The sequence below is a fragment of the Tenacibaculum sp. Cn5-46 genome (assembly GCF_022347705.1).
In the GTDB taxonomy this organism is placed as follows: domain Bacteria; phylum Bacteroidota; class Bacteroidia; order Flavobacteriales; family Flavobacteriaceae; genus Polaribacter; species Polaribacter aiptasiae.
In genome coordinates this window covers 1-17,038 of sequence record NZ_JAKRGD010000009.1, presented here as the reverse complement: position 1 = coordinate 17,038, position 17,038 = coordinate 1, and the positions used below count along the sequence as shown (strand labels likewise).

Genomic DNA, 17,038 nt, shown 5'->3' with positions numbered 1-17,038 from the left:
CTTCATTAATTATATCTCAATACAATCGGACTATTTTTTGCTAATGTAAAAGAAATTTTCATTGGAGCAAAAACTGTTTTTAAAGCAACATTCATATTCTTGTGAGTAAATGTACCTGTAAATCGCTTGTTTACGTCAATATTAGTCGTATCAAACTTAATTTTATATTGCTTTTCTAATGCTTTAATAACTTGACTTATAGGTGTGTTTGTAAAACTACTTTCTCCATGTATCCAAGAAGGAGAATCTTGATCAAAATCCCAGCTTTCAGTATGCTCATTATATATTCTATGAGCTTTTCCTCTTGTTAAAATAACCTCATTATTATTCTTTGAAGTAACTTTAACTTTTCCTTCAAAACACTGAGTTTCAAAAAAGTTTTTGGAAGAATTAACTGTAAATTTAGTACCTAAAACAGTAACACTACCTTCAGTTGTATTTACAGTAAACGTTTCACCTTTTTCAACTTCAAAATAAGCCTCACCTGCTAAAGATAAATTTCTATTCGTATTCCAATCTTTCTCTACATATTCTAATTTAGAATTTGGAGAAAGGTGAACTTTAGAGTTATCAGGTAGAGAAATAGTGATTTGCTCTCCATAATTAGTAGTTATGCTTGTAGTGTTGTTGGCGTTGAAGTAAAAAAAGCTTATAATCAAAGCTATAGAAGCTACAGCTCCGTACAACCAAGCTGGCGTTAACTTTCTAACTTTGTTAGTATTTTTTTTCTCTAACGTTTCCCCCTTTAGAGTGTTAAAAGCTGCCGTTTTATTATAAGGAGGCACTTTTAACTGTTGTGAAGCATCATTTATAGCTTTAAAATGATGATAATCTTCAGAACTTTGAAATTGTTTTAGCTCTTCTGGAGTCAGTTCATTGGCTATCCAACGAGCTAAAAAAGTTTCATCTTTATATCCTTGTTCCATTTCCTGTATATTCTTGCTATTTGTATTAGAACATTTAAAATATTATTTACCCTACTATAAATATAGTTTTTTAAACTTTACCAATTTGTTCTTTTAATGTTAGTAAAGCTTTGCTCATCCTTTTTTCCACTGCTTTTACAGAAATCCCTACTATTTCCGCTATTTCAGTGTACTTTTTTTTATCAATTCTACTTAGTAAAAAAACTTCCCGCTGTTTTTCTGGTAAGTTAGCAATTACTCTTTTTAGTTTTATATAAAATTCTTCTTCCTCTATAAGAAATTCAGGGGTCTCATTGGTTCTATCTGGAGCTATATTTTTCTTTTGGTGCTCAAGTACTACCTTTTTATGAGCAACTTCATTTAAAAATTTATTATTGGCAACAGTGTATAAAAAAGATTTAGCCTTTTCAAATACAACTTTAGCGCAATTATCCCAGAGTTTTATATAGGCCTCTTGAACGATGTCTTCTGCTTGCTGAGTGTCTCCACATTTGTAATAAATGTAGTTTCGTAAAGATTGTGAGTGCTGATTGAAAATTTTTTCAAAATTTTTCTGCTCGCAAACTGATTTTAAGGGTACGTTATTCATTAGTTTATTCTAATTTTCCAAAAATATGAAAATGAAATTAAGAATTCTATAAAAATTTTAACATTAGTTTAATATTTTTTGAAAATAGGAAGCATCATGTGTGATTTTTCATAATGAGGAGTTGCCTTGTATATATATAATAGCTGGGCATATGCGCTTTTAGAAAACTCTTTATCTGTACTCAATTTTTCTTCAAATTTCTGTTTAAATTCAGGGTTGTTTTTCAAATATTCAGCAGCAATATCTTCAAAAACATAGGCAGAAAACCCTTCTTTTTGTTGTAAAATAGTATCGAAAAAATTCCAATTGAAGAAAGAGTCCGTCGCTTCGGCTTCTAAAGTTTCAATTAAATAACGAATACCTTTTTGCTTTGTAGGGATATATAAATCACCTTTTTTAAACATTACTGGCTTTAAAGTCTTTCTGGTTTGCGTGTTGTAATGTAAGTAATGTCCTTCGTATGGTTGTTTTCTAGATTCGAAATCAGTTATATGCTGTATTTCTGCGATTAAAGTTGTATCGTTCTTAAAACGAGTAAACTCAATTTTATTAATTGTTAGTCTATCTATTATTTTATGCCATCCTTGTTGTAGAATATAGGCTTCAGGTATTTTAACTTCTTTAGTAGCAAGGAAATTATTGTAATAAGGAATGTTTTTAGTGTAAGGTTTAGTTCTGTCGTAAAATAAACGTTTACCATTGGTAACTTCACTATCAATATAAGTTCCTTCGTATCCCATAAATTTAAATTCACTTGGGTTTGTTTTGTCAACCTTAAATGAAATTGGATATGTTTTTTGGGACATTACTTCTTCAAAAGCTTTATTTCGTAAATCTTTAATTTCTGAAGAATATTTTTCTGAAAAATCTAGACTAGAAAATAACAAGTCATAAGTTTGATTTACTCTAATTTTATATGGCTTAAGCATATGAGTTTCTACCATTAACCCAAGTGTGTTGAATAGGGTAGTGTAACCTGTAGAATATCTTGGAGAATCAAAAAACTGTGACCATCCTTTATCTGGAGTACTTCCCCAAACATTTACATAAGGTGTAATAGAAACTTCTTTTTGAGCTAAAGACTTTTCTATATATGGACGCATTTCATTTTCTAAAAAGTGCCCTAATTTACCACCTAACTTGTTATGTTGTGTGAATAAGTGTGTGATAGCATATTGATAGTCAGCTCCGTTACTTACATGATTGTCAATAAAAATGTCAGGGCTAACGATATGAAAAATTTCAGCAAAAGCAGCAGCATTTTTGGTATCCTGTTTTATAAAATCACGATTTAAGTCATAATTACGAGCATTACCTCTAAAACCGTATTCTTTAGGACCGTTTTGATTTGCTCTTGTGTGAGAATTTCTATTTAAAGCGCCTCCAATATTATAAACAGGAATAACGCATATTAAAGAGTTTGCATAAGCTTTTTTTAATGAATCGTTTTGAATAATATCACGTAAAAGTAGCATGGAAGCATCGATACCATCAGATTCTCCTGGATGAATTCCATTATTGATTAAAATTCTATTTTTTGAAGAATCTTTAATTTTAGTTAAATCAGTTTTTCCATTAGCATTAAAAACAGCCAAATGTAAAGGGTTGCCAGAATCAGTTTTACCAATTTCAAATAGTGATATTTCATTATATGTATTAGCTAAATCTTCGTAAAAAGAAATTACCTCTTTATATTCAGGAGTTTCTGTTCCGTTTGATTTTTCGAAAAGTGTTGTGAAATCTTTTGCTGCTTTTGTAGAATTTTGTTTGCAAGCTAGAAAGCTAAGCAGGAATATAAAGTATAATTTTTTCATTTTATTAAATTCTTACAGCATCTGGAACTAAACCAGTATAATCTCCATTATTTCTAATTACATCACGAACTATTGAAGATGAGATATAACTTTTTCCAGAAGATGTTAATAAGAATACAGTTTCAATTTCTGAAAGTTTTCGGTTAGTATGTGCAATTGCTTTTTCAAATTCAAAATCGGCAGGATTTCTCAAACCTCTAAGAATAAATTGAGCGTTTTGTTCTTTACAAAAATTTACAGTTAAACCACTGTAAGTAACTACTTTTATTTTAGGTTCGTGCTTAAAAGTTTCTTCAATAAAACGTTTACGTTCTTCTAAAGAAAACATATATTTTTTATCGGAATTAATACCAATAGCAATTACTAATTCGTCAAATAAAGTAACACCACGTTCAATAATATCTAAATGGCCTAGGGTAATAGGATCGAAAGATCCTGGAAATATTGCTTTTTTCATTGTATTAATTATTAAGTGCCATTTCAATAGCGTTTCCACATAATTCAGTTAACGAAATACCCGCACAATTTGCTTGCTGTGGTAAAATACTTGCCTCAGTAATACCAGGTACAGTATTCATTTCTAAGAAATGAGGTTCGTTATCCACAAATATATATTCAGAACGAGAAAAACCGCTCATATTTAAAATTTGGTATACACGTTTGGCAACTTCTGAAACCCTTTTTTCTTGTTCTTTAGTTAAACGGGCAGGTGTAATTTCTTGCGATTTCCCTTCGTATTTAGCTTCGTAATCAAAAAAGTCATTTTCAGAAACTATTTCAGTAATAGGTAATACTGTAACTTCTCCTTTATATTCAATAACACCAACAGAAACCTCAGTTCCGTCAAGAAAACTTTCTATTAATATTTCTGAATCTTCTTTATATGCCTTATCTAAAGCAGGAATTAATTCTTCTTCAGTATGTACTTTAGAAATACCAAAACTAGAACCAGCATTGTTTGGTTTTACAAAACAAGGTAAGCCTACTTTTTCAATAATTTGAGTTGTGCTTATTTCATCTCCTTGATTCAAATATACAGATGTAGCTGTTGGGATTCCATATTCTTTAACAACACTTAAAGTGTCTCTTTTGTTAAAAGTTAAAGCCATTTGATAAAAAGGAGCAGAGGTGTGCTTTAATCCAATTAAATCAAAATAAGCCAAAATAATTCCGTTTTCGCCTGGAGTTCCATGAATAGCATTGAAAACACAATCGAATGAAATTTTTTCATTGTTTATTACAGCTGAAAAATCATGTTTATTAATAGGGTATTCAATATCGTTATCATCAACTAAAACCCATTTGTCTTTTAAAATATGAACTTTATAAGGATTGTATTTTTCCTTGTTAAGATGCTTGTAAACTACGTTTCCACTTTTTATAGAAATTTCTACTTCAGAGGAATAACCTCCCATAATTACAGCTATATTTTTTTTCACTTTTTTGTATTTGAATTATTTTTTGATTGCTTATTTGTAAAATAGATTACAGCATAATTATACAAACTTACCAAAAAAACTCGTTTAAGAGTTAATGAATTAAAAATAGTAATATTTTTACTGTAAATTTGTGCCACTTTACAAAAAATCGATATGAGTAAATTTTCAGAAAATTTTAAAAATTTGTTTCAGTTTATAAAGAGCAAAAGTTTCTTTATACAAATAGGAATAGCTGTGGTTTCTATTTTAGTATTTGTTTTTGTGTTACAATGGTGGTTGGGAGTAACAACAAATCATAATCAGAAAATACAAGTACCAAACTTGCATAAAATGTCTTTGGATGCTGTTGAGAAAAAATTAGATGAACTTAATTTAGAGTTTATAGTAATAGACAGTGCTAGTTACAATCCAGAGTATCCAAAAAAATCGGTTATAGAGCAAAATCCTGAAACTGGCGATTTTGTAAAAGAAAAGCGTAAAATTTATTTGACGTTAAATCCATCAAAATATAGAGATGTTGAAATTCCAGATTTAAACGGAAGAACTCAAAGACAAGCATCAACACATTTACGTTCTATAGGATTTAATGTAGGGAAAGATATTACTTGGGTAAGAGACATAGGAAAGAATGTAGTAAGAGGTTTGATATATAAAGGAAATAAAATTGAACCAGGAACAAAATTACCAAAGAAATCTACTATCGATCTTATTTTAGGAGACGGTAACGGTAACTAATTTTTATTATTGATTTATGCAGGAAGATACAACTCCAGGAATGGAAAGTGACGATTTATACGAACACCATAGATTTGTAGCAACAGACGGGCAGGAGCCTTTAAGAGTAGATAAATTTTTAATGAATTTTATTGAAAATGCTACTCGAAATAAAATTCAACAAGCAGCTAAAGCAGGAAATGTTTTGGTGAACGATGTAGTGGTAAAACCAAATTATAAGGTTAAGCCTAAAGATGTAGTTCGTATCGTTTTGTCATACCCGCCAGCAGAAAATTTACTAGTAGCTGAAGATATTCCTATTGATATTGTTTATGAAGATGATGAAGTTATTGTTGTAAACAAGCCAGCGGGAATGGTGGTGCATCCAGGTCATGGGAATTATTCAGGAACTTTAGTAAATGGATTAATACATCATGTAGAAAATTTACCAACAAATTCTAATGAGCGTCCTGGTTTAGTACATCGTATTGATAAAGATACGAGTGGATTATTAGTAGTTGCGAAAACTGAGTTTGCTATGGCGCATTTATCAAAACAATTTTTTGATAGAACTACAGAACGTTTATATTATGCATTGGTTTGGGGGCATATTGAAGAAGATGAAGGTACTATAGAAGGAAATATTGGACGTAGTTTTAAAAATCGTTTACAAATGGATGTTTTTCCTGATGGAGAACACGGAAAGCATGCAGTAACACATTTTAAAGTTTTAGAACGTTTAACCTATGTAACATTAGTACAATGTAAATTAGAAACAGGTAGAACGCATCAAATTAGAGCGCACTTTAAACATATTGGGCATACACTTTTTAATGATGAGCGTTATGGAGGTGATGCAATATTAAAAGGAACAACGTTTACAAAATACAAACAGTTTGTAGATAATTGTTTTAAAGTTTTGCCAAGACAAGCATTACATGCTAAGACATTAGGATTTACGCATCCTAAAACTGGAGAGTTTATGCAGTTTGATTCTGAAGTTCCAGCAGATATTGAAGCATGTTTAGCAAAATGGCGTACCTACTCTGAGAATTCAAAATTTGAAGAAAATTAAAAATATTTTTGAAATACTAAAAACCAGCTCAAAGAGCTGGTTTTTTAATTTATATAGTGATGAGTTATTGTAAGTTTCTATTTACTAAACTCATAATACGTTCAAATTGTTCTTCAAGTCCCATGTCAGAATTGTCAAATTCTACAGCGTCATCTGCCATTACTAAAGGAGAGTCTTCTCGTGTTGAATCAATTCGATCACGTTCTTGAACATTGTGTAAAATTTCTTCATAATTTACATCATCACCACGATCTAATAATTCTTTATAACGTCTCGTTGCACGTTTGTCGGCAGAAGCAGTCATGAATAATTTTAATTCAGCGTCAGGAAAAACAACAGTACCAATGTCTCTACCATCCATTACAATACCTTTGTTTTTACCCATTTCTTGTTGCTCACTCACTAATTTTTTACGAACCTCAGAAATTGTAGCAATTTTACTTACTAATCTAGAAACTTCAATAGTTCTAATGTCTTTTTCGACGTTGGTGTTGTTTAATATCATTTCAGCAAAACCTAAATCTTTATTAAAAGAAAAAGAAAGTGAAACTTTGTCTAGGTTAGCAATTAAATCTTCTGGGTTAAAATGTGCATCAGAGATATAATTTTGTTGCATAGCATATAATGTAACAGCTCTGTACATAGCGCCTGTATCTACATATATATATCCTAATTCTTTAGCTAATTGCTTGGCAATGGTACTTTTTCCGGTTGATGAAAAACCGTCTATGGCAATGGTGATTTTTTGTGTCATGAATACTTAAAAATGGATCACAAATATACGGCAGAATTTTGTTGTTTTTTTAATGTTAATTTTATTAAAAATAATAAAGGGGAAATACCTTGTTTTTTAGTGGGTTATAGTGCGATTTTTGTTTTATAAATTGTTAAAGTGACTTACTTTTTATATATTTCCTAATAATATTATAGCGTGTTAATACCTTTATATAAAAAAAAGTGTATTTTTATCGTCCCTTAGGATCCCTTTAAATGAACAAAATAACTAGAAGCATACAAATACTTTTAGGTGTATTTCTCTTTTGTATTCACTACACTACGGTTGCACAAACCCTGAATCCACCTGTCTTACAGTTTGGAGCAAGTGCTTGTGATGATAATCCAGCTGGTCCTAAAGACTTTTTGATAGACTTAAGTTTTACAACAACAGCTTTTAATAACGATAATCAATTTATTATAGAATTATCTGATGCAGATGGTAATTTTGGTTCGCCAATTACATTAAGAACATTAAATGATCCAACATTAAATACCGCGTTTAATATTCCTAATGTATCTTTTCAATTACCTGCAGGTACTTTTGGTAAAAATTATAGAATACGTGTGCGTACAACTTCGCCAGTAATGACTGCTGTTTCAGCTACTTCTTTTGAAGCATATTATAATCAGCAAACAACCGGTAGCTTAACTGTTACAAATGCTGATGGCAAAGATGATTTTACGTTGTGTTCGGGAGGGAGTACAGAGTTAATGTTGAATGTTACTACAACAGGTGTTTATTCATGGTATAGGTTAGTTGGTGGAGTAGAGACATTATTAGCCACAACTAATGATCCTAAGTTTACAATTTCTGAACCAGGTAACTATTTTGTGAGAATTGATTATGGTGCATGTGGTAATGTTGAGTCTATTCATGCTATAGTTTCAGGAATAAGTACTGCAGATGCACAAATTGCTAATGTGAGTGCAGTTGAAGAAATATGCAGCACTAAAGATTATGAGCTTAAAGCCTCAATAAATAATTCTTCTTATACATATAAATGGTATTATAATGGAGTAGAAAAACAATCTTCAAATTCCAATACTTATACAATCCCAACAGAAGGTCAGTTTGGTAAATATAGGTTAGATATAGATACTGGAGATTGTACAACAACTTCGAATGAGATAGAACTAAAACAGAAAACTACTCCAAGTTTTTCTGTAACTACAGTAAATGCTGGAGAAAGTGTAATGTTGCCTTGTGAAACTAAGAAAGCAGAAGTTACTGGTGCACCGTCTGGAGCAACAATTCAATGGTATAGAAATGATGTTGCACTTACAGGACAAACGCTGTTTGAGTTTAATATCACTTCGCCAGGAGAGTATTATGCTATTGTAACAGATCCATCTTCATCTTCTTCATGTCCAGCAACAGTTAAATCAGAAACTTATTCTGTTTTTACTTTAAAAGAATTTAAAGTTGATATCAGAATTCAGGATACGAATTATACCGAATGTGAATCAACATCTGCTAAGTTAGTTATTGTAGGTGTTAAGGCGTTAGTAAATGAAAATGCAAATGAATATGACTTAACAGATGATCAGCTTAATGAGACATCTCCTGTGTTAATACAATATCAATGGCATAAAGATGGGACCCCTATAACGACTGGAGGTACAGGAAAAGAACTTGATATTAATTCATATTTAGATAATGGAGAATATGAATTAGAGGTAAAGTCATGTGTATTAGGAACTCAAAATGGTATGTCAGCAAAAACGAGTGTGAAGTTGGCTGCGCCATTACCAACTATAACTTCGGTGCCTAATTCTAATTCATTATGTCCTGGAGCTACAATAACTTATAGTTTAGGTGGGGGGTTATTGCCTGGATTTACCTATGAGTGGTTTAAAGATGGAGGTACAACGGCTGTAGCTACCAATGTAGTAGATTTTGATGTAGATTCTATAGGAGAATATGTGTTAAAAATGACTGGATTTGGATGTGAAAGGTCCATAGATCCTATCAATGTAGTGTTGTTTGATGAGTCGGTGGTAGAAGTTACACCTTCTGTAAAAGTAGTATTAAATCAAGGACAAACAGTAACAGTAACAGCATCTGGAGGTGAAAGTTATGTGTGGCATGAAGGGCAAGATGATACAGGAACTGTATTGTCAACAAACGAAACATTAGATGTAAATGCCTTAGGGTTTTACACTGTAGTAGTAAGTGTAGGAAGTTGTAGAGTTGTTAAAACAATAGAAGTTGTAGAGCAAGACGATCAAATTATAGTGCCAAATATTGTAACACCGAATCAAGATGGAATTAATGATACTTGGCAAATATCTAATAGATATGCATTTCAACCAACTGTTACAATACAGTTGTATAATTCAAACGGGAAAGAAATTTTAAATACAACCGATTACCAAAATAATTGGCCGACTGAAAGTTTGGGGAATCAGCGCGTTTTTTATTACAAAATAATTAGAGATGATGTTCTAATTAAAGCAGGTACAATATCGGTATTAGATTAAAGTATATGGGGATGATTAAAAAATATATAGTATACATGTTATTATTAGTAACTACGTTTTCATTAGAAGCGCAGGTATCTAATAGTGCACAACAATACAATAGTTTTACTTCAAGAAATTTTATGAAGTTCAATCGTTTTTTAACAGTTCCTACTTTTTCAGCTTTAAGAGAAAACAAAACATCAATTACAGCTATAGTACGAAATAGTAATGTAGCTTTTGAAGATAATCCAAGATTATATTTAGGAACTTATTCTGGTAAAATGCGTGAGAACGTTGGAGCTGGATTAGCTATTTATCAGCAAGAAGTAGGGGTTTTTAAAGATTTTGGAGCTTTAGCAAATTATGCACATCGTTTACAGTTAAACGATAATATGGATTTAACTTTTGGATTTAACTTTTTATACAGCCGAAGAAGTGCTGATGCTTTGAAAGTAAATTCAACAGTACCAGATCCACAAGTAGCAAATTTTCAAGATATTCCAATTATTAATTTTCAGCCCGCGGTAACTCTGTCGTTTGGCAAGTTTGACGTAGGAGTGTTTTTTGAAAATTTAGTGGATTTTAATTTGAAAAGTAGCGAGATGGCTACTTCTTTTGGTGAAAAAACATACTCAGCTCATGCAATGTATTCGCATGAATTTACCTATGCTTCAGGGATTTTTGAAGGAGCTGATTTAAGAGTTTTAGCAATTGCAAGAAAACCAGGGGAAGGAACATTTAGTGCAGGAGGTAATGCTATTTTAGATTTACCAAAAGCAGGATGGATTAAAGCAGGTTACGATAAAACTTATGGTATCTCAGCAGGACTTGGAGTAAATATTTCAGAAAGTTTAGCTATTGGATTTACTTATGAGAAGAGTGATTTTGCTGCAACCAATGAAATTGGGTTGATATACAATTTCGGTAAAAAATATTTTAGAAGAGATCGTCCAACAAGAAGAGGAGGTAATGTTAAAGTTACTTTACCTACAAGAGGTCCTAAGAGACAGGAGTATGATAATCCAGAGCATAACGATTTATCAGATGAAATTCAAAAAGCACAAGATTCTATAGATATTTTAAATAAAAAAGTAGATCAAATCTTACGTTTATTAAAGAATCAGCCTGAACCTGTGAAAGTTAATACACCAACTCAAGCTAATAAAACAGATGAAAAGGATACTTCTTTAAGAAGAAGATCTAACAAACCATGGAGGCAAAGCACAATAACCCACGTAGGTGGAGGTGGAACGATGTACTACATTATTGCAGATAGGTATAAAAATGAAGAAAGAGTACAACCATTAATAGATAAATGGGCTAGGTTAGGATATGAAGCCAAATCTATTTTTGATCCAAAATCAAAAATATATTGGGTCTACTTAGATCGATTTGTGAAAGAAGAAGATGCAGAAGAGAAATTAGAAAAAGAATTTGGTGGAGGAACAAGATTCTTTGAGAAAAATAATGATAAGAATGACGAGTCGTCAATTAAAGTAAAAAAGAATAGTAAAGACGGTGTGTATATTAGGAAATTAACTATTGGAAAAGAAGGAGATAGTTATAAAGAACCTAAAAAACAACCACCAGCAAGAGTACGTACAATGGCAAAAATGCAAGGAGTAGAGCCAGGTTATTACATTGTTGTGTACGTAAATTCTAAAAAATCGTTGGCAGATAGAAACGTAGACGAATTAAGAAATGATAATATAGATGCAGGATATTTTATAAATCCGGCAACAGGATATATGCATATATATATAGCGAAGACCCAAGATCGAAAAGAAGCAATACGATTGTATGAGAGCAATTTAGATGGCGCTTTTTATGATAGAAAATCTATAATAAACGTAAAATAATAAAAGTTTAGGTACACTAATTATCCCCAATAATTAAATTCCCCCTAATTATGATGAAAAGATTACTATTAATTATAATATTTTTTTGGCAAACAGGTTTACTGTTTTCACAAGAAAAAGTAAATTATCAAGAAGATAGAACTTCAACAGAGTTTAATGCAAGACCAGATGTTACCTTTACAAATCGTTTAGGTACAGGAGGTGTCAATTTGAGAGGAGATATAACATTTATAGCTAATAATATATTGAGTAGATCGTCAGGAACAAATACACCAAACGTACCTTATGATGGATATTCTTCTAACGGAAGTTTATTTATGGATTATATTGATATTGATGGTGATCCTTCTACTTTTTCTTCTTCAAGAGCTGGGTTAAATTTACCAGCTTGTTCTAAAGTAGTTCATGCATATTTATACTGGGGTGGAGTGTATCCTTATAAGACATGGTCTGGTTTTGAAGCAAGAGACGATGATTTTGACCAAATTAAATTTAAAATACCTGGGGATGTAAATTACAGAAATATTACAGGACAAAGAATTTATGATCAGGGAACTACAACACAAAGACCATATGTTTGTGTTAGTGATGTTACAAGTTTACTTGCTGGTTTAGGGACAAATCCAAATGGAGATTATTATGCAGCAGATATAAAGGCAGTAGTAGGAGATGATCCATTTGGTTTAGGAGGAGCTGCTGGTTGGACTTTAGTAGTTGTTTACGAAAATGAAAATGTATCAAGTAAAAATATTTCAATTTTTGATGGATTTTCTACTATTGATGGAACAAATAATGCAACTATTTCATATTCTGGATTTAAAACAATTCCTGTAGGACCAGTAAGAGCAAAAGTTTTAGTAGGAGCTTTGGAAGGTGATAGAAGTATTTCAGGTGATAGTTTTCAAATTCAAAATACGAATGGTTGGTATATTAATCAATTTACACCAAATATAAATCCAAGAACTGGAAGTCCAGGGAATTGGAGATATAATTTTTTCAATGGTTCAATAAGTGAGATTGATGCCTTTTTAACAGATAGAACACCAGATAGTGAAAATACATTAGGTTTTGATGTTGATTTATACAGTGTAAGGAATAACAATAATGTATTAATAGGAAATAATCAAACCAGTGCAAGTTTACGATTTACTACCAGTGGAGATGTATATTGGCCTTTTTTAAATGCTTTATCGGTTGAAATTATTGAGCCTAAAATACAAATGATTAAAACTATTGAGGATGCAGCAGGAAATGACATTTCAGGTGCGCCAGTAGGCTTAGGTAATGAATTATTTTATACAATAAGATTTCAAAATGTAGGTACAGATAATGCATTAAATACAGAAATTGTTGACTTATTACCTAAAAATGTTGATTTATTAGAATCAGATTTAATTTTACCTGCAGGGCTAACCGCAGCGAATTATACATATACACCACCAGCAGCAGGAAACGGATTTAGAGGAGAATTACGTTTTAATATACCTGATAGTATGGTTGAAGAAGGTGATCCTGCCTATGAAATAAAGATTAAAGTTCAAGTAGTTTCAAGTTGTAACGATTTAAGAGACGTTTGTTCTAATAGAATTGAGAATCAGGCTTTCGCTAATTATGATAGTGATGAAGGAGGAACACCAAGGGTTATAAATGAACCAAGTTTTGCAGGAATTGATGCCTGTAATTTTGGTATTGTAGGAACTTCAAATTTCTTAGTAGATACTTCTGGTTGTACATTTGAAAGGGACCAAATATTATGTGGGTCAGATACAGATTTAGTTGCAGGTAATGGTTTTATAAATTATTCTTGGGTAAATGCTAATAACCCAGGAGTAGTTATAGGGACTAATCAAACGTTAACAGTTACTCAAGCGGGGACTTATATTGTTACAAAAACTGCCCCAGTGGGTTGTATTGATAGTACAGAAACAATAAATGTAATTGCCTTTAATACACAACCTAACCCATTAGCAGCTTCAGCAGATCAAATTTTAACTTCATGCCCTAGTAATGGAGAACCTTTAGCAGAAATATATTTATGTGGAGATGGAAGTACAAGACAAATTAACTTACCTTTTGCAGTAGGTTCTGCAACTACAGTAGAATGGTTTCAATTAGATGAAGCTTCTTGTCCAGATCAAACTGTAGCAGGTTGTGCCAACATAAATACAGCTTGTACATGGAATAGCATAGGAACTGAATTTTCAAGAACGTTTGGTGATGCAGGGGAGTATAGATTAGATGTACTCTATGATGGACAGTGTCGAGAATCGTATTATTTTAATGTATATAAAGCAACCTTAAACCCTAATATTGTTAAAGAAGATATTCTATGTGGTGCTTCAGCAGATATTACTATTAATAATATTCCTGTAGGTTATGAATATAGCTTAACAGGCCCAGGAGGATTCAATGCTCCTTTTCAAGCTGGTAATACGTTTACAGTAACACAACCAGGTGATTATGATTTATCAATTCGTTTAGCAGGTTCTTCTGCTGCGGCATGTACCTATACTTTCCCTTCAATAAATATTCAAGAGGAAACTATAGATTTAGATGTAATTACAACAAACATGCAGTGTGCTAATGAACAGGCACAAATAAGAATTCAAGCCAATAATGTACCTGGAGATTATACCTATACCTTAACACAAGGTGGAGCACCAGTGGCTACTTTTGGACCAGTAGCTACCAATGATCATACTTTTAATGTAACTGATGGAGGAACTTATACTGTTACTGTTTCAACAGCTGATTGTACTGCTACAGAAATGGTAACTATTGTAGAGCCAGCAGAACTTAATTTAAATGCAGTTGCTACTAAAGATATTTCATGTCTAAATGGAGATTCTGATGGAATCATAACGTTAAATGCTACAGGAGGAACTTTAAATACAGGTGATAGTTATTCTTTTGCGGTATGGTCTAAAGATGGAGTAAACTTACATGCAAGTATTGCGGCTATTCCTTCTACAGACTATTTTACAAGTACTACTTATAATGTTGTAAACGGACAGGAGGGAACCTATACTTTTCTTGTAGTAGATAGTAATAACTGTTCTACAATATCAGGTCCAGTAACAATAAATGTAGAACCACCGTTACAATTTACACATACTGCAACAGACATTTCATGTAATGGTTTAACAGATGGTAGAATAGAGGTAAATGTTGTAGGAAGTGACTTAGGTTTTGCTCCTATTGAATATAGTTTAGACGGAGGTACTAATTGGAATACTACAGGTGTTTTCAATAACTTGGCAGCAAATCCGAATTATACGGTAACTATAAGAGCTTCAAAAACAGGTTATCAGTGTAATTATGAAATTACAAATATTGCTATCAATGAACCAACGGCTTTAGCAGGTGGTAGTGTTGTAGGAACTGATCTTTCATGTAATGCAGCCGGAGCTACAATATTAGGAACGTTAACATTTACAGCACCAACAGGAGGTACAGGAGCTTATACATATTATTATAGATTAGCTGGAGCAGCTACTTTTAGTGCAGCAGCAGGAACTACAGTTTCAAATTTACCAGCAGGAACATATAATACAAGAGTAGAAGATGCTAATGGTTGTTCGAGAGATTTAAATGATGTAGTCATTGCTCCATTGCCAGCAGCACCTACTTTAGCTAGTTCTATTGTTTATAATTGTGATGGAACAGCTAATGTAACAATTACACCTAATGTTGGAACTTATACATATAGTTTAGACGGAGGTGCAGCTCAATCAAGTAATGTATTTAACAATGTAGCTGTAGGAGCACATACATTTACTGTAACTTATGGAAGTGCTTGTACAGAAGATATCGTAGTGAATGTTGCTTCAGGTCAGGCATTTACTGGAAGTGTGGTAGGTAGTACTGATAGTGAATGTAATGGTTCTGATAATGGAACAATAACAATTTCAGCAAATAATTTTACAGGAGGTAGTTATGAATATTCTACTGACGGAGGAACAACGTGGTCATCTACTGCAGATAACCCATATAGAGTTGTTGGATTAGCAGCTGGAACTTATCATGTATTTGTAAGAGAAACATCTGGTGCACTAAATTGTGATGTTGATTTAGGTACAGTTACAATTTCTGAACCGCCAGAATTAACATTATCTGCCTCAGTAACGCAAGCAGCAGTTTGTACCGGAGCAAGTACCGGAGCAACAATTACGGCTGTAACAAATGGAGGAGGTACACCACCATATACATTTAGTATAGATGGAGGTGCAACTTGGCAAACGTCGCCAGTATTTACAAATGTAGCACCAAGTGCAACAGATTACATTGTAATGGTACGTGATAGTAGAAGTTGTAATGAGTGTGGTTGTACAGCAAACTTATTTGAAAATGGTAGTTTTGAATCGCCAGCATTAGGTTCTACAGGTTTCCGTCAGAGAAATGAAGATGATGTACCGGGATGGGATACAACAGATCCTTCAAATAGAATTGAAATTTGGTATAATAATTTCTTAGGAGTAACACCACATGATGGAGTTGCATTAGCTGAGTTAAATGCTAGAAACCCTGGATCATTATATCAAGAATATTGTACAGAGCCAGGAGATGTAATTAATTGGTCAGTAGCACACAGAGGTAGAAGTGGAGTAGATGTAGCTTCTGTTAGAATTGGAGGAGACTTAGCTACAGCACCAGTTGTTGAAACAATGACAGATGGTACTTCTGCTTGGGGAGTATATTCTGGAACTTATACTGTACCAGTAGGACAGTCTACAACAGTTATTGCCTTTGATGCAGTATCTACAGCAACAGGAAGTTTAAGTGTAGGTAACTTAATTGACAATGTACAAATAACAATAGCAAGAAACAGTTGTATACCAGTAAGTGTAACAGTAGATCCACCACAAACAGTAACACATACAGGTACTGTAACACAATGTTATGATGGAAGCAATGGAGAAATTGTAGTAAATGTTACACAAGGAAACGGGGATTACCAATTTAGTTTAGATGGAGGACCATGGCAAACACCAACTCCATCAACAGCAACAACTTATACATTCTCAGGATTAACACCAAATACATATACAGTAGATGTACGAGATGGATCAGGATGTTTATCAACTCAAACAACTCACGTATTAAATCCACAATTAGGATTAACAACAACGTTAGTAGATGAGACTTGTAACACAGGAACGATAACAATTAATCCAACAGGAGGAGATAGTAACTATCAATTTGCAGTGATTACTAGTGGAACAGCAGTAACAGCAGGAGATTTCAATACAACGAATCCAGTAAATGTAGCTGCAGGAACTTGGGATGTTTACGTACGAGATAAAAATGGAGGTGCAAATTTCTGTCAAGTAATGGAAACTGTAACAATCCAGAGAATTACAGATCCAACCATTACTACTTCTG

The 17,038-nt window shown here is 32.6% G+C and carries 10 protein-coding genes and 1 pseudogene; 5 read left to right on the top strand and 6 right to left on the bottom strand.

Going from position 1 to position 17,038, the window contains the following annotated elements; genetic code table 11:
- Positions 1-5 precede the first annotated feature (5 nt).
- The 5 genes from MHN29_RS16925 to MHN29_RS16905 all read right to left on the bottom strand — a co-directional run bounded on the left by MHN29_RS16925 (position 6) and on the right by MHN29_RS16905 (position 4,768).
- Positions 6-926, bottom strand: a complete 921-nt coding sequence (locus MHN29_RS16925) for a FecR family protein (RefSeq protein WP_235275862.1) — start codon at positions 924-926, stop codon at positions 6-8.
- A 70-nt stretch (positions 927-996) separates the two neighbouring features.
- On the bottom strand, positions 997-1,515 hold the full coding sequence (locus MHN29_RS16920; protein WP_235275861.1) for an RNA polymerase sigma factor: 519 nt from the start codon (positions 1,513-1,515) through the stop codon (positions 997-999).
- 68 nt (positions 1,516-1,583) lie between these two features.
- Entirely contained in the window at positions 1,584-3,329 is a 1,746-nt protein-coding gene (locus tag MHN29_RS16915; protein ID WP_235275860.1) for a M14 family metallopeptidase, read from the bottom strand.
- A gap of 4 nt (positions 3,330-3,333) precedes the next feature.
- A complete protein-coding gene (gene coaD / locus MHN29_RS16910) occupies positions 3,334-3,786 on the bottom strand; it encodes a pantetheine-phosphate adenylyltransferase (protein ID WP_150901402.1) in 453 nt (150 codons plus the stop codon).
- Positions 3,787-3,790: 4 nt separating this feature from the next.
- The gene (locus tag MHN29_RS16905) at positions 3,791-4,768 is read right to left on the bottom strand and encodes a D-alanine--D-alanine ligase (protein ID WP_235275859.1); all 978 of its coding nucleotides are present in this window, start codon (positions 4,766-4,768) and stop codon (positions 3,791-3,793) included.
- Between the two features lie 153 nt (positions 4,769-4,921).
- Between MHN29_RS16905 and MHN29_RS16900 the strand changes: the two genes are divergently transcribed.
- A complete protein-coding gene (locus MHN29_RS16900; protein WP_235275858.1) occupies positions 4,922-5,503 on the top strand; it encodes a PASTA domain-containing protein in 582 nt (193 codons plus the stop codon).
- 16 nt (positions 5,504-5,519) lie between these two features.
- Entirely contained in the window at positions 5,520-6,557 is a 1,038-nt protein-coding gene (locus MHN29_RS16895; RefSeq protein ID WP_150901399.1) for an RluA family pseudouridine synthase, read from the top strand.
- A 64-nt stretch (positions 6,558-6,621) separates the two neighbouring features.
- Here MHN29_RS16895 and cmk read toward each other — a convergent pair whose 3' ends face one another.
- On the bottom strand, positions 6,622-7,311 hold the full coding sequence (gene cmk, locus MHN29_RS16890) for a (d)CMP kinase (RefSeq protein WP_235275857.1): 690 nt from the start codon (positions 7,309-7,311) through the stop codon (positions 6,622-6,624).
- A gap of 236 nt (positions 7,312-7,547) precedes the next feature.
- On the opposite strand from cmk, the gene MHN29_RS16885 reads away from it, so the two are divergent.
- The 3 genes and pseudogenes from MHN29_RS16885 to MHN29_RS16875 form a co-directional block, all read left to right on the top strand.
- Positions 7,548-9,815 (top strand): gliding motility-associated C-terminal domain-containing protein, encoded by a 2,268-nt coding sequence (locus MHN29_RS16885; protein WP_235275856.1) that lies wholly within the window; start codon positions 7,548-7,550, stop codon positions 9,813-9,815.
- An 11-nt stretch (positions 9,816-9,826) separates the two neighbouring features.
- Positions 9,827-11,656, top strand: a complete 1,830-nt coding sequence (locus MHN29_RS16880; protein ID WP_235275855.1) for a PorP/SprF family type IX secretion system membrane protein — start codon at positions 9,827-9,829, stop codon at positions 11,654-11,656.
- A gap of 50 nt (positions 11,657-11,706) precedes the next feature.
- Positions 11,707-17,038: pseudogene (locus MHN29_RS16875) on the top strand (hypothetical protein); the annotation flags it as partial.

Bases quoted from the DNA above. Each gene is read 5' to 3' on its own strand.
- MHN29_RS16925 (WP_235275862.1), bottom strand. From the start codon at position 926: ATGGAACAAGGATATAAAGATGAAACTTTTTTAGCTCGTTGGATAGCC.
- MHN29_RS16920 (WP_235275861.1), bottom strand. From the start codon at position 1,515: ATGAATAACGTACCCTTAAAATCAGTTTGCGAGCAGAAAAATTTTGAA.
- MHN29_RS16915 (WP_235275860.1), bottom strand. From the start codon at position 3,329: ATGAAAAAATTATACTTTATATTCCTGCTTAGCTTTCTAGCTTGCAAA.
- coaD (WP_150901402.1), bottom strand. From the start codon at position 3,786: ATGAAAAAAGCAATATTTCCAGGATCTTTCGATCCTATTACCCTAGGC.
- MHN29_RS16900 (WP_235275858.1), top strand. From the start codon at position 4,922: ATGAGTAAATTTTCAGAAAATTTTAAAAATTTGTTTCAGTTTATAAAG.
- MHN29_RS16895 (WP_150901399.1), top strand. From the start codon at position 5,520: ATGCAGGAAGATACAACTCCAGGAATGGAAAGTGACGATTTATACGAA.
- cmk (WP_235275857.1), bottom strand. From the start codon at position 7,311: ATGACACAAAAAATCACCATTGCCATAGACGGTTTTTCATCAACCGGA.
- MHN29_RS16885 (WP_235275856.1), top strand. From the start codon at position 7,548: ATGAACAAAATAACTAGAAGCATACAAATACTTTTAGGTGTATTTCTC.
- MHN29_RS16880 (WP_235275855.1), top strand. From the start codon at position 9,827: ATGATTAAAAAATATATAGTATACATGTTATTATTAGTAACTACGTTT.